Consider the following 13,316-nt stretch of genomic DNA (forward strand, 5'->3'; position numbering starts at 1 on the left):
GCTGCCCTCGATGGATCTGGTTCTGCTGTGCTAATATCGCACAGTAATGTGCGTTATATATAGAGCTTCGCTCTCGCCATAGGAGTCTGTCAAGGCCGTGCCAAGTTCAGGGAGTGGTTCGCAGACGCTGGCCAGGGGGCTCACCGGGCTGCATATGGTCGCGGCCTCCCCCAACGGGCTCACGGTGCAGCAGCTCGCCGACCAGGTCGGGGTGCACCGGACCATCGCCTACCGCTTGCTGCTGACCTTGACCGAATTCCGGCTGGTGGCCAAGGGGGAGGACGGGCGCTACCGACCGGCGGCCGGGCTGGCCGTCCTCGGCGCGTCCTTCGACCGAAACGTGCGCCAACTGAGTCTCCCGACGCTGCGCGCCTTGGCCGACGAACTCGGCAGCACGGTGTCGCTGCTCGTCGCCGAGGGCGACCAGCAGGTGGCCGTCGCGGTGATCGTGCCGAGCCAGGTCGCCTACCAGCTCGCCTTCCACGAGGGCAGTCGCTACCCGCTGGATCGCGGTGCCGCCGGCATCGCACTGCTGGCCAGCATGCCGCCACGCCCGGGCGAACGGGAGCTGGTCACCCGCGCGCGCGAGCGTGGCTGGGTGATGACCTATGGGGAGATCGAGCCCAACACCTATGGCCTGGCCGTGGCGGTGCACCGCCCCGCTCCATCTCCGCCAACCTGCATCAACCTCATTTCGCACCGTGAGGATGTCGTGCTACGCGGGAGGGACGCGGTCCTCAAAGCCGCAAAACAGTTGTCCGAAGTATTGAGCTAGCCAGCGAGCTGAAGGGATAACCGTCCATGTCTTGGGACCATGAAGTCGATGTCGTCGTGCTCGGCAGCGGCGCCGCCGCCCTCACGGCCGCGCTGACGGCGGTGGTTGCCGGCGCCTCGGTCGACGTCTACGAGAAGGCGTCGACCGTCGGCGGGACAACCGCGGTGTCGGGCGGCATCGTGTGGATTCCGGCCCATAGCCGTTGCCCGGAACGGGAATTGACGGTAGACGACGCGCTGCAGTACCTCCGCGCGCAGTCGTACGGTTCGATGGACGACGCGCTGGTGGAGACGTTCGTGCAGACCGGTCCGGCGATGCTGGACTTCGTCGAGGCACACAGCGGTCTGCGCTTCGAGGTCGCCGACGGCTTCCCCGACTACCAGCCGGAGTTGCCGGGCGGACAACCCGCCGGCGGTCGGTCGCTGTCCGCCGGCGCCTTCGATCTCAGCCAACTCGACGAATGGGCAAGCCGCATCACGACATTCCCCGCCGACTGGTCCAACGTCGGTTTCGATGCCGAGACCCGGGCGCGCCTGCACGCCTCGGTGGACCAGGTCTCCGCCGAGCTGTGTGTGGCCGGCGCAGCGCTGATCGCCGGACTGCTCAAGGGGCTGCTCGACGCCGGGGTGCCGATCCACACCAACGCCCGGGCCACCGAGCTGATCGTCGAGTCCGGCGAGGTCATCGGCGTCAAGATCGGCCAGGACACCAGGGTGCGCGCCCGGCGGGGCGTCGTCCTGGCAACCGGCGGCTTCGAATGGGATCCCGTTGCGGTGCAGGCATTCCTGCGCGGGCCGATGCACGGTCCGGTCTCGCCACCGAACAACACCGGCGACGGACTGCGGATGGCGATGGCGCACGGCGCGGACCTGGCCAACATGGGCGAAGCCTGGTGGGTGCCGATCGTGCGCATTCCCGGCGACACCATCGACGGCAAACAGCGCAGCCGCAGCGTGCGGCTGGAACGCACGCGCCCCCGCAGCATCATGGTCAACCAGGCCGGCCGGCGCTTCGTCAACGAGGCCTGCGACTACAACTCGATGGCGGGCGCGTTCCACTATCTCGACCCGCGCGGCGGCTATGTCAACGACCGCGCGTGGATCGTATTCGACTCAGTTCACTTGCAGCGCTACGGCTTTCTCGGGATTGCCCCCGGAGAGCCGGTGCCGGACTGGTTCTGCGAGTCGGCCGACCTCACCGAGCTGAGCAACAAGACGGGCATCGACGCCGACGGCCTAATCCGAACCGTCGAGGCGTGGAACCGCCACGTGGCCGCCGAAGCCGATCCCGACTTCGGCCGCGGCTCAAGCGCCTACGACGGCTACTGGGGTGATGACACCGCCACCACGCAGGCCGGCAAGACTCTGGGCCCGATCGACACCGCCCCCTTCTACGCGGTGCCGGTGTCGATCGGATCGATGGGCACCAAGGGCGGGCCGCGCACCGACCGCGACGGCCGCGTGCTCCATGTCAGCGGGGATCCCATCCCGGGGCTGTTCGCCGCGGGCAACGCGATGGGCGGCATCACCGGCCGCGCGTACGGCGGTGCGGGCGGAACCATCGGTCCGGCAATGGTTTTCGGCTACCGCGCGGGTCACGCGGCCGCCACCGGGAAATCGGTCGACCTACAGTAGGGCCGCTACGACAAGAGACCCTCTGCGGCGGTGTAGGGGTCGTCGTGGCCGTCGACGACCGATTCGGCGAGCCGGTCAAGATCCGGGTGGGTTCGCAACCGAGTTTGCGCCATCGACAAAATCTGTGCCCGCGCACGGGCCACGCGCCGATCGCGACTGTCGGTGCGGTGATGGTCATCGATCGCGGCCACCAGGTCAGCGACGCCCTCACCGCGCGCGGCGATCAGGCTGACGATCGGGGCCTTGGTCTCGGCCCGCAGATCCCGCACGGTCTGCTCGGCGCCCTCTCGGTCGGCCTTGTTGACCGCCACGATGTCGGCGACCTCCAGCACCCCGGCCTTGGCCGCCTGAACGGCGTCGCCGGCACCGGGATTGAGCACGACGACGGTCGGGTCCGCAACGGCGGCAATCTCGATCTCGGACTGCCCTACCCCCACGGTCTCCAGCAGGATCACGTCGTAGCCGATCGCACCGAGCAGCCGAATGGCCGCCGGGACCGCGGCGGCCAAACCCCCGAGGTGACCACGCGTGGCCACCGAACGAATCAGAACGTCGGAATCGTTGATGTGGGCCGCCATTCGGATGCGATCCCCCAGTAGCGCGCCGCCACTGAATGGCGACGACGGGTCGACGGCCAGCACGGCCACCCGATTGCCGCGGTCCCGGTAGGCGCTCACCAGGGCGGCGATCGTCGTCGACTTACCCGCGCCCGGCGGTCCGGTGATGCCAATTACAAGGCCCGTGCGCAGCGCTGACGGATCGATGCTCGCCAGCACTTCGCCGCGCTGCTCGCCCTCGACGAGGCTGAGTAACCGACCCGCTGCGCGTTGAGATCCGTTGCACGCGCTAGCGATCAGGTCGGCAATGCTCATCTCCCGATTATGGCGCAGCGACCTCGATGACCGTCGCGGAGCCCATCCCGCCGCCCGCGCACATGGCCGCAACGCCGATACCACCACCGCGCCGGCGCAATTCGTGCACCAAAGTGACCAGCATCCTGGCACCCGTTGCCGCCACCGGATGTCCCAGCCCGCAGCCACTTCCGCTGACGTTCACCTTGTCCGCGTCCAGTTCGAGCAGCTTGATGGTGGCCACACACATCGACGCGAACGCCTCGTTGATCTCGAACAGATCGACATCAGAGATGGAAAGACCGCCGCGGGCAAGGGCTTTCGGGATCGCGTCGACCGGAGCCAGGCCAGTGATCGCGGGGTCGACGCCGACGGACGCCCAGGACCGCACGGTGGCCAGGGCGGGCAGACCGAGCGCGTCGCTGGCGATGGTCAACACCGCAGCGCCGTCGTTGGCGCCGCAGGCATTACCGGCGGTGATGGAAAAGCCCTCGATTTCCGGGTGCAGCGGCTTGAGTCCGGCCAGCTTCTCCAGGGTGGTGTCACGGCGCGGGTGCTCGTCGACGGAGAACAACCCATGCGGCGTCTCGATCGGAACGATCTCCTCCTTGAAGCGGCCTTCGTCGATCGCGGCCAGCGCATTGCGGTGTGACCGCAGCGCCCATTCGTCCATCTCCTCGCGACTCACGCCCGCTTTGACCGCGGCGTTCCAGCCAACGGTGATCGACATGTCGAGATTCGGCGCGTCGGGTCGGTCCGGGTGGGTCGGCGGGAACCAGTCCACCCACTCGCCGTCGACCTGGATTCGGGACCGCGGCGATGTCGACGCCGAGTTCACGCCGCCCGCGATGACGAGCTGATCCATGCCGGCTCGTATGCTCGCCGCCGCGCTCTGCACCGCCGCCTGGCCGGCCGCGCAGTGCCGGTTGTTGGCCAAACCGGGCACGTGGGACAGTCCCGCCGTGATGGCCGCGTGGCGGGCGATGACGCCGCCGCCGTTAAGGCCTTCGCCCAGGATCACGTCGTCGACCTGCGTGGGGTCCAAATCCGCGGCCGCCTCGGAAACCACGTGGTGGGCGAGCTCGAATGCGGTGGTGTCCCGCAGCGTTCCCTTGCGTGCGGTGCCGATCGGGGTGCGCAGGGCGGACACAATGACAGCTTCAGGCACAGGTCTTCTCCTGTTCGGAAATTATGCGAGAACACGATTCTCTCATTCTGAGAGCGGGAGTTGCAAGGCGGGCGAGCTTCGCGGTCCGTTGCCCGCGACTGCACTAGCATCAGCGGGCAATGACTGAGCGCTCCGGAACGATCCCGGTCCCCGGTGGAACCGTCTGGTTCAAGCGGGTCGGCGGTGGGCCCGGTCTGCCGTTGCTTGCAATTCATGGCGGGCCGGGTCTGCCGCACAACTACATCCGTTCGCTGGAGCGGCTGGCCGACGAACGCGAGGTCGTCTTCTGGGATCAGTTGGGCTGCGGCCGTTCGGAGCGCCCGTCGAACGTCGAGCTGTGGACGATGGAACGCTCCGTGGCCGAAATGGATGCCGTCATACAGGCGTTGGAGCTCAACGGCTTTCACATCTTCGGCAACTCGTGGGGTGGGATGCTGGCACAGCAGTATGCGCTCGACGTGACGTCTCAAGCTGCCAGCCTGATCATTTCGAACAGCATCGCGTCCATACCTCTGTTCTCGGACATGGTCGCGCGCCTGAAGGCGCAGCTTGATCCGGCGACCCAATCCGCGATCGACCGTCACGAGGCCGCCGGCACGACCCATTCGGCCGAATACCAGGCCGCCATCCGCGCCTGGAACGAGACGTACCTGTGCCGTCGACTGCCCTGGCCCACGGAGCTGACCGAAGCCTTCAGTGGCATGGGAGCCGAGATATTTGAAACGATGTTCGGGCCCAGCGACTTTCGCATCGTCGGGACGATGCGAAGCTGGGACGTCTTTGATCGCCTACCCGAGATCGCGTTGCCGACCCTGATCCTGGCCGGCAGATTCGACGAATGCGCACCGGAACACATGTGGGAGATGCATCAGCGCATCGGTGGTTCGCAATTCGAGCTTTTCGAATCGAGCGCACACATGCCCTTCATCGAGGAGCCGCACCGGTTCGATCGGGTGATGCGGGACTTCCTACGGCTGCACGACACCGTTTGACGGTCGATCCCGCAGACGGTCGGCGTGATGGACGCCACAGCCCAATCTTCGGTTAGCACGATTGCCGCGCCGCCCCCGTTGGGTACGCGGTACGAAACCGTCAACGTGAGAAAGGTGGGGCTCGTTATGAGTGACCGCGACAGTGGACCGGTGGCCGCCATCAGGGGCGTCATCGAGGATGCCATCGGCAAGACCAAGGAAATCATCGGCATCGTGTTCAACCACGAGGGTCTCCGCAAGGAGGGCCGCGCCCAGCAGGACAAGGCGCAAGCCGAACGCGACGTCGCCAAGAAAGAGGCCCAGGCGGAGGCCGCGCGTGCGGCTGCTGACACGGCCGAGAGCCGCCAGGAGGCCGCCCAGAAGTAGATTCACACCGACCGCGGGGACTGGCGCCGATCAACGGCGCCGGTCCCCGCCGTTCGGCTGCGGTGGTTGCGCCGATTCGACGCTGCGCACGACAAGCCCGATCGCCCATTCGATGGCCGTGATGGCGTCCGCCGAGCTCGCCCCCCAATGCACGACGAGGCGTTCGTAGGACAGCGGACTCCACAGCACATCCAGCACGCCCGCCACCAACGCGCGCTGCTCGGCTGACCAATCCGGCGCCGCGGCCGCGACGGCGCCGCGCAAAGCGTCGCCGCGAGCACGGTCCATGGCCGTAAACGTCGGGTCATCGGGTTCCGTACCCCAGGACGAAACCGCGAAGGCCGAAAGCGCCTCGAAGACCCGGCGGGCCACGGCGGCCACCCCGTGCAGGTCGACCTGCTCGTAGCTCACGCCGGCGCGCTCCTGAAACCGCTGCATCACGGCGTCGTGCAGCTCTCGCTCAGTTGCGAAGTGCCGGAACACCGTTCGCTTGCTGACCCCCGCTCCGTCGGCGACGGCCTGAAACGTCATCGCGCTCCAATCCATGTCGGGCAGGCGTTCGACGATCGCCACCCCGGCCTGCACGATCCGCTCCCGCGTCTGGGCGGTCTTCTGCTCACGCACCGGGCTGCGGTACGGGCGCGGCGAGGCCGCGCGCGCATCGGACGAATTCAGCATTGACAGCCCCTCGTTGGTCACGTCATCATGGTGACACCAATTAGCTGACGGGTAAAGCCGTCGAAGGAGAGCCGCCTGTGGAGTCGGTCACCGATCTGCTGGACGCTGCGCGCCGCGATACCGGGCTTGACGAGTTCGGCACCGATTCGTTCCGCGAGGGGCTGGACGTCCTCGTCGAATCACTGAACACCGAAGCCGATCTAAACCCCGTCGGCGAGTTCATCGTCCACGACCTGATCATGAAATCCCTGAAGAACCGTCTGCACATCGAGGACTGGTACCGGCGCCACCCGGAAATCGAGGACGAAGTGATCGAGCGCCCGTTGATCGGCCTCGGTCTGCCGCGCACGGGTTCGACCGCGCTGTCGTTCCTACTCGCCGAAGATCCACACGCACGTTCGCTGCGCCGATGGGAGGCCGGTGAGCCGTGCCCGCCGCCATCGACCGTCCAGGGCCCCGATCCCCGGATCGCCGCCGCGGCGGCCCAGCAAGAGATGATGGATGCCGCCGCGCCGCGCCTGGCCGCGTTGGTGCCGTCGACGCCGACGGGACCCGAGGAGTGTCAAGACCTGATGGCGCTCGACTTCAAAAGCCAGTACTTTCAAGCGTTCGCGCACATCCCGTCCTATTCGCGGTGGCTGGTAGATGCCGATCTCACACCGACCTACGCCTACGAAAGGCGGGCACTGAAGTTGTTGCAGTGGGGTCAGCCCCGCCGGCCCTGGCGGTTAAAGTGCCCCACGCACTTGCTCTTTCTCCCACACTTGGACAACGCGTTCCCCGACGCGCGGTACGTGTGGACGCACCGCGACCCCACGGAGGTAATCCTGTCGGTCGCCGATCTCTACGCCGAGTTCGGGCAGATGACCTCGAACACGGTGGACCGTAAGTACCTAGGGCAGCTCAATGTCGAACAGTGGTCGGTCGGTATGCGGCGCGCGTTGGAGTTCCGCGATGGCGGCAACGATGATCGGTTTTTCGATCTGGATTTCGGTGCGGTGCAACGTGATCCGATCGGAGAGGTCAGGCGCCTGTATGCGTGGCTGGGCGAACCCGTCACCGCCGAGTTCGAGAGCGGCATGCAACAGTGGTGGCAGGTCGCGGGGGCAGCACGATTGCCGAACACGCATCCCGATTCGTCGGCGTTCGGCTTGAGCCTGGATGACGTGCGCCCGCTGTTCGCCGACTACGTCCAGCGCATGACCACCTGGACCGCATCGGCGGTCCAGTCATGACCATCGACGTGACCGGCGGCCTGAGCGAGGACTGGGAATATGTGTGGGCCGGCCAGCCCGAGGACCCCGAGGCCCGCGAGTCGGTGAACGCCTGGATCTGGGACGACAACGGCAGTTTCGGCATCCCCCGCGTCGGGATCGAGGCCGTGGCCGACCAGTGGGACACCCACGATATTCAGGTCAACCTCGCATTCGCCGATGGACGCGTCTTCAATGTCTTCGGCAACGGGCCCGTGCACGACCCGCTGGCCGCCGACGGCAAGCCGCGTATCCTCGGCGCCGGCCCGCTGTCCTTCGAGATGATCGAGCCCTATCGGCATCTTCGCCTCAAGCTCGATGGGCAGGCCATCGCCACCACCGTCGATGCGCAGATGGCCGGGTGGACGCCGTGGTCCGCCGAGGGTGATCGCGTTGCGATCAAGGCGCAGATAGATATTCGGCCCATCCTGCCGCCCTGGGAAAATGGCTCCACCAGCGCGGAAGCGCGGCACGTCCTGTCCACCCAAGAGGAGGGCTACCTGATTGGCTATCCGTGGCGCTTCGAGCAGCTCTGCCGCGCCACCGGCAGCATCACCGTCGGGGACCAGACCCACCAGCTCGACGGCGGCGCCAACCGCATCCGCCGCCAGGGTGTGCGTCGGCTGGCCCCGTTGCGGGGACACGTCTGGCAAGCCGCCGCGTTCCCAAGCGGTTTCGGGTTCGGCTTCCAGGTGTATCCGCCGCGCGCGGATGGCAAGCCGACCTACAACGAGGGCTACATCGTCGAGGACGGCCAACTCGTCCCGGCCCGAGTCATCGACGCGCCGTTCTTGACTCGACTGCAGCCCGACGGCGAGGATATCTCGCTCGTGCTCGAGGCAGCCGGCAAGACCATCGAAATCGACGGCCGCACAACGGCGTCCACGTTTATGATCATGCCCCCGGAGGTCGGCGGCGGACTGCAGCTACAGCAGGGGCTGGCCCGCTACAGCTATAACGGCGAGACCGTGATCGGCATGGTGGAACGATCCACCGCCCGCGCTTCTATGGCGTGAACAGAGTGGGTCAGTTTTTGCCGGCGTTCAGCTTGGTGACGATCGACCGGAAGTCTTCGGTCACGAAGGACTGACTCTCGGCCGAGAGGGCGTAATCGAGGCTGGCGAGCACCGCGCGCTCCAGGTGAATGTTGAGCAGCCGCTTGGTGCTCTCCACCGCCTGCTGGGGCAGCTCCAAGATTCGCTTGGCGCAGGCGGTGGCCTCGGCCACCGGGTCCGCGGCGACGTGGTTCGCCAAGCCCAGCTCGACGGCCCGCTCGGCACGAATCTTGGTGCCAGTCAACGCGTATTCCTTGGCCAACATCAGGCTGATATGCAGCGGCCAGGTCAGTGGTCCGCCGTCAGCCGCCACCAAACCGACCTGCACGTGCGGGTCAGCGAGGAAGGCATCTTTGGCGATGTAGACGATGTCGCTGAGGGCGACCAGGCTGCAGCCCAGACCAACGGCCGGGCCATTAACGGCCGCCACCACGGGAATTCGGCAGCGTGCCATGCCCAGCACGATCTCGCGACCGTCGCGGATAGTCTTGGCGCGCAGATCGGCGTCGCCGGCCAGTTCGGCCAGATAGGCGAAGTCGCCGCCGGCCGAAAACGCCCTGCCCGCACCGGTCAACACCGCCGCCCGGGCCGACGGATCGTCGGTCAACCGCTGCCACAGCCGCGCGAGCCCGACATGCAGATTGTCGTTGACCGCGTTGAGATCATCGGGCCGGTTCAGCGTGATGATCCGCAGCGGCCCCTCGGCGCGCACGTCGATTTCAGCAGGCATGTCGTACACGTCAGACTCCCAATCCCAAGATTCGCGAGGCGATGATGTTCTTCTGTATCTGTGATGTTCCGCCCATCACGCTTTGCGCGCGACTGTATAGATAGGCGCTGAGCAAGTCCGGATCGCGAGTCCCCGTGACCGCCAGCGCGGCGTGCCCGACGGACTGCTCGACCCAGGTCATCAGGAGCTTATCCAGCGATCCGTCCGGCCCGTGCGACACCCCGTCGAGCTGTTCGGACAGCCGCCGCCGGACATGGTGGGTCAGCATTTCCGACTGGACCGCGGCCCAGGCGAGCTCTTCCGGTACCGGTCCCTCCCGAGTATCCGAGCGCGCCAACAACTCCCGCACGAGCTTGCCGTATCGGGCCGCATAGCCCAATGTCGACGGTTCGCGCTCGTGCCCGACGACGGTCATCGCGACCGCCCAGCCGTCACCGGGCGCGCCGACCATCCTGTCTGCCGGCACCGTGGCACCGTCGAAGAACACCTGGCCGAACTCGTTGGTCACGCCGTTCATCATGCGCAGCGGACGCTGTTGCACGCCAGGCTGTTTCATGGCGATGACGAAGGCCGAGATGCCCCTGTGTCGCTTGGCCTCGGGGTCGGTACGGGCCAGCAGCAGACACCAGTCCGCGACATCGGAGTAGCTGGTCCAAATCTTATGTCCGTGCACCACGTAGTTGTCACCCTCGCGGGTGGCGGTGGTGGTCAGCGACGCCAGATCCGAGCCGGCACCGGGCTCGCTGAAGCCCTGGCACCACCGCTCCGTGCCGTTGATGATGCCGGGCAGGAAGCGTTTCCGAAGCTCGTCACTACCGTGCCTGCCGATGCCGTGCACCAGGTAGCCGACGCTCGGGCGCGGCGGCGCACCGGCGCGGACCAGCTCTTCGTCGACGATGACATCGTAGATCGGCGGCAGCTCCAAACCACCGTAGTCGCGTGGCCAGGACAGGCCGAAAAAGCCGTTGTCGTACAGGGCCCGATGCCAGTCGGCCATGCGTACCCAGTATTCGTCGCCCGAGCCGGAAAACTCCTTGGCGTGCAGGGAAAGCCACGATCGCAGTCGTTCCCGGAACTCAGCCTCGGCCGGGGAGTCACGAAAGTCCAAGATCGATCTCCTTTAGCGTCACGGGCCACAGCTCGGTCGATGTCAATGCCCGGCGCAGATAGACGTGGACCAGGCACTCCCAGGTATTGCCGATGCCGCCATGCACCTGCACCGCGGTCTCGCAGACGGTTCGGGTGGCGCGCGCGCAGTAGACCTTTGCGATCTGTCCCGCCCTGATCGCTTCGGAGGGCGGGAGTTCGTCGACCGCCCAGGCGGCGTGCCGGAGCACGCTCACCGAGCCTTCGATCAGCGCCAGGCTTTCGGCCAACAGATGCGCGATCGCCTGATACGAACCGATCTGTTTGCCGTATTGTTCGCGAATCTTCGCGTAGTCGCACGCGACGGCGTGCGCGCCCCGGGCAACTCCGACCAGGTCGGCCGACGTGCCGACCAGGGCCAGGGCTTGCCAGCGCGCGGCGGTGTCGGGAGATATCTCACCCAGGGTTGACGGCGTCCCGGCGATGGCTGCTTCCAGCCGGGTCAAATCCGCTGCGGTGCCGGGGGTTTGCAGCTCAGCGGTCAGCACGGTGGTCCCGGAGAGCAGCAACGCGCGCCGGCAGCCGCGGGCGTCGATCGCGCGGTCGTCAACGGCTATGGTGCTTTCCCGCGCATCGGCATCCTGAACGTCCAAGTGCCGGCCCAGATCGTCGGCCAGCACCGGCCCCAGGAAGGGGGCATCGACCAACCGGCGTCCGAACTCCTCGGCGACGATGGCGACCTCGACGCCGGAAGCGCCGTCTGAACGCAGCGATCGCCAGCCCGTCGTCTCAACCTGCTTGTCCAGGCGGGCAATTCGACTCTCGTCGTCGAGATCCTGAACCGCTCCCGGCCCAAGGTCGTCGGCCAGTTTGGCTGCGGCATCGCGCAGTTGTCGTTGTTCAGCGGTCAGACGTACATCCATGGCGCTCCTTCAAGATCCTGCGCAAAACCTTGCCCGACGGCAGGCGCGGAATATCGTCGACGAATACGACGCGGCTCAACCGCTTGTAGGACGCCAACTTCGCGTCCACCCGCGCGGTGAGCTCGGCCGCCACCGCGGGATTACCGGGAGCGTGCGTGGCGACCGCGGCAACGATCGCTTCGCCGTTGATCCCGTCCGGAACACCAAACACCGCACAGTCTTTCACGGCCGGATGCCCATGCAGCACCGTCTCGACCTCGGCGGGTGCGACCTGAAAGCCGCGCACCTTGATCATCTCTTTGAGACGGTCCGTGATCCGAAGCCAACCGTCTGCGTCGAGCCAGCCGACGTCCCCGGTGCGGTACCAGCCGTCGCACAGCACTTCTGCGGTCGTCTCGGCGGGTAGATATCCCGCCATCAGCGATGCCGACCGACCCTGAATTTCGCCCGTCTCGCCCGGACCGAGCGGCTCCCCGGTCTCCAGCGAGACCACCCGCACTTGCACGCCCGGGGCGGCGCGCCCGACGGAGTCGAGTCGCGGCGCGTCAAGCGGATTGCAGGCAATGACAGGCAGTTCCGTGGTGCCGTACGCGGGAACCCACCCCACGCCGCTACGCCGGGTCACGATCTCTGCGATGTCCCCACTGACCGGAGTGGCACCCCACATGATGAACCGCAGCGACGAAAGGTCGAACGACTCGAGTTCGGGATGTGAGGCGATGGCCAGCGCGATCGGCGCGACCGCCATTTCGACTGTGATGCGGTCACTTTCGATGTGGCGCAGCACCCGGTCGATATCGAATCGGGGATGCAGCCGCATCCAAACACCCGTCCGCAGCGCCGTGATGATGTTGAGCAGGCCGAGGATGTGCGACGGCGGAGTGGCGACCTGGATGCGGTCACGGTTCGTCAGTTGTAGCGCGTCACGCCACTGCCCGACGGCAGTGTCCAGCGACGCATGGGTGTGCCGCACCGCCTTGGGCAGACCGGTGGTGCCCGAACTGAAGACCAGCAGCGCGTCGTTGTCCGGCCCCTCATGCCTGCGCGGGCTCGTCATCGCTTCGACGGGGGTGACCGGGTCGTCGAGGTGCAGCATCGGCATCAGATCGGCCAGCACCGGGTGATCACCGACGGCGTAGGCCGGGCTCGTCAACCCCAGCGCATGGTCGACCTCGTCATGCTTCCAGGCGGGACTGATGAGCACCGCGGCCGCGTCCAGGCGCCAGATCGCGAGCAGGGCGGCGACGAACTCGGGGCGGTTGGAGGCCATGATGGCGACCCGCTCACCTGCCGTTACACCGGTTTTCGTCAGCGTCGTGGCCAGACCGCCGACCAACGCGTCGAGCTGAGGCAGGCTTAATTGCCGTTCCTCGAACACGAGCGCGGCCGGTGCGGTCACGTCCTGTTCCTCCCAGGGCTTGAGAACATTATCGCGTAGTGAGAATAGTATTCTCTATACTGAAGAATACAAGTACGGCAGGGGAGACGGATGACAGGTCCGGTGAACGGCGCCGAGGTCGGCTCCGAGACTGGCACGGTAACGATCCACCTCGATCGCAAGAAGGTGACGGTTCCGCTGGTTCCCGGCGAGACGCTGCTGGAAACCGCGCGGCGGGCCGGGCTCGAGGCACCGTTCAGCTGCGAGGCCGGAAACTGTGGCACCTGCATGGCCAAGCTGGAAGAGGGGCACGCGACGATGCGGGTGAACGACGCACTGGACGACGACGAGGTGGCCGAGGGCTACATTCTGACATGCCAGGGCGTACCCGACACGACGTCAATCACGGTGCGCTACGAGTAGCAGT

At 66.6% G+C, this 13,316-nt stretch carries 14 protein-coding genes; 7 read left to right on the forward strand and 7 right to left on the reverse strand.

The genetic code is table 11. The features are described from left to right. Window positions 1–97: 97 nt before the first annotated feature. Window positions 98–775 carry an IclR family transcriptional regulator gene (locus G6N66_RS23095; RefSeq protein ID WP_085234641.1) on the forward strand — a complete coding sequence of 226 codons (678 nt, stop codon included), beginning with the start codon at window positions 98–100 and terminating at the stop codon, window positions 773–775. Between the two features lie 26 nt (window positions 776–801). Further along, window positions 802–2,409 carry an FAD-dependent oxidoreductase gene (locus G6N66_RS23100; RefSeq protein ID WP_085234642.1) on the forward strand — a complete coding sequence of 536 codons (1,608 nt, stop codon included), beginning with the start codon at window positions 802–804 and terminating at the stop codon, window positions 2,407–2,409. 5 nt (window positions 2,410–2,414) lie between these two features. On the opposite strand, the gene meaB is transcribed toward G6N66_RS23100, so the two are convergent. Together meaB and G6N66_RS23110 are read right to left on the reverse strand one after the other, a co-directional pair. Continuing rightward, the gene (meaB, locus tag G6N66_RS23105; RefSeq protein ID WP_085234643.1) at window positions 2,415–3,281 is read right to left on the reverse strand and encodes a methylmalonyl Co-A mutase-associated GTPase MeaB; all 867 of its coding nucleotides are present in this window, start codon (window positions 3,279–3,281) and stop codon (window positions 2,415–2,417) included. Between the two features lie 7 nt (window positions 3,282–3,288). Beyond that, complete coding sequence (locus G6N66_RS23110) at window positions 3,289–4,428, reverse strand: thiolase family protein (protein ID WP_085234644.1); 1,140 nt, start codon at window positions 4,426–4,428, stop codon at window positions 3,289–3,291. Window positions 4,429–4,547: 119 nt separating this feature from the next. On the opposite strand from G6N66_RS23110, the gene G6N66_RS23115 reads away from it, so the two are divergent. Together G6N66_RS23115 and mbp1 are read left to right on the forward strand one after the other, a co-directional pair. Beyond that, entirely contained in the window at window positions 4,548–5,420 is an 873-nt protein-coding gene (locus tag G6N66_RS23115) for a proline iminopeptidase-family hydrolase (protein WP_085234645.1), read from the forward strand. 126 nt (window positions 5,421–5,546) lie between these two features. Beyond that, on the forward strand, window positions 5,547–5,786 hold the full coding sequence (mbp1, locus tag G6N66_RS23120) for a microaggregate-binding protein 1 (RefSeq protein ID WP_085234845.1): 240 nt from the start codon (window positions 5,547–5,549) through the stop codon (window positions 5,784–5,786). Between the two features lie 30 nt (window positions 5,787–5,816). On the opposite strand, the gene G6N66_RS23125 is transcribed toward mbp1, so the two are convergent. Then, window positions 5,817–6,485, reverse strand: a complete 669-nt coding sequence (locus G6N66_RS23125; RefSeq protein WP_232079400.1) for a TetR/AcrR family transcriptional regulator — start codon at window positions 6,483–6,485, stop codon at window positions 5,817–5,819. 56 nt (window positions 6,486–6,541) lie between these two features. On the opposite strand from G6N66_RS23125, the gene G6N66_RS23130 reads away from it, so the two are divergent. Beyond that, window positions 6,542–7,699 carry a sulfotransferase family protein gene (locus G6N66_RS23130; protein WP_085234646.1) on the forward strand — a complete coding sequence of 386 codons (1,158 nt, stop codon included), beginning with the start codon at window positions 6,542–6,544 and terminating at the stop codon, window positions 7,697–7,699. After that, window positions 7,696–8,733, forward strand: coding sequence for a DUF7064 domain-containing protein (locus G6N66_RS23135; protein WP_085234647.1), 1,038 nt, complete (start codon window positions 7,696–7,698; stop codon window positions 8,731–8,733). Before G6N66_RS23130 ends, G6N66_RS23135 begins: the two co-directional genes overlap by 4 nt. Before the next feature lie 10 nt (window positions 8,734–8,743). Here G6N66_RS23135 and G6N66_RS23140 read toward each other — a convergent pair whose 3' ends face one another. The 4 genes from G6N66_RS23140 to G6N66_RS23155 are packed head-to-tail and all read right to left on the reverse strand — an operon-like array spanning window position 8,744 to window position 12,910. Next, complete coding sequence (locus G6N66_RS23140; protein ID WP_085234648.1) at window positions 8,744–9,511, reverse strand: enoyl-CoA hydratase/isomerase family protein; 768 nt, start codon at window positions 9,509–9,511, stop codon at window positions 8,744–8,746. A 1-nt stretch (window position 9,512) separates the two neighbouring features. Continuing rightward, window positions 9,513–10,610, reverse strand: coding sequence for an acyl-CoA dehydrogenase family protein (locus G6N66_RS23145; protein WP_085234649.1), 1,098 nt, complete (start codon window positions 10,608–10,610; stop codon window positions 9,513–9,515). Beyond that, window positions 10,597–11,511: an acyl-CoA dehydrogenase family protein gene (locus G6N66_RS23150; protein WP_085234650.1), complete on the reverse strand. Its 915-nt coding sequence runs from the start codon at window positions 11,509–11,511 to the stop codon at window positions 10,597–10,599. Before G6N66_RS23150 ends, G6N66_RS23145 begins: the two co-directional genes overlap by 14 nt. Next, complete coding sequence (locus tag G6N66_RS23155; protein WP_085234651.1) at window positions 11,489–12,910, reverse strand: class I adenylate-forming enzyme family protein; 1,422 nt, start codon at window positions 12,908–12,910, stop codon at window positions 11,489–11,491. Before G6N66_RS23155 ends, G6N66_RS23150 begins: the two co-directional genes overlap by 23 nt. Before the next feature lie 90 nt (window positions 12,911–13,000). Between G6N66_RS23155 and G6N66_RS23160 the strand changes: the two genes are divergently transcribed. After that, window positions 13,001–13,312, forward strand: coding sequence for a 2Fe-2S iron-sulfur cluster-binding protein (locus G6N66_RS23160; protein WP_085234652.1), 312 nt, complete (start codon window positions 13,001–13,003; stop codon window positions 13,310–13,312). Window positions 13,313–13,316: the final 4 nt, after the last annotated feature.

This window comes from Mycobacterium conspicuum (assembly GCF_010730195.1).
Classification (GTDB): Bacteria; Actinomycetota; Actinomycetes; order Mycobacteriales; family Mycobacteriaceae; genus Mycobacterium; species Mycobacterium conspicuum.

Excerpts from the sequence above, each read along its gene's own strand:
- G6N66_RS23135 (WP_085234647.1), top strand. The coding sequence starts at position 7,696 with ATGACCATCGACGTGACCGGCGGCCTGAGCGAGGACTGGGAATATGTG.
- mbp1 (WP_085234845.1), top strand. The coding sequence starts at position 5,547 with ATGAGTGACCGCGACAGTGGACCGGTGGCCGCCATCAGGGGCGTCATC.
- G6N66_RS23115 (WP_085234645.1), top strand. The coding sequence starts at position 4,548 with ATGACTGAGCGCTCCGGAACGATCCCGGTCCCCGGTGGAACCGTCTGG.
- G6N66_RS23160 (WP_085234652.1), top strand. The coding sequence starts at position 13,001 with ATGACAGGTCCGGTGAACGGCGCCGAGGTCGGCTCCGAGACTGGCACG.
- G6N66_RS23100 (WP_085234642.1), top strand. The coding sequence starts at position 802 with ATGTCTTGGGACCATGAAGTCGATGTCGTCGTGCTCGGCAGCGGCGCC.
- G6N66_RS23150 (WP_085234650.1), bottom strand. The coding sequence starts at position 11,511 with ATGGATGTACGTCTGACCGCTGAACAACGACAACTGCGCGATGCCGCA.
- meaB (WP_085234643.1), bottom strand. The coding sequence starts at position 3,281 with ATGAGCATTGCCGACCTGATCGCTAGCGCGTGCAACGGATCTCAACGC.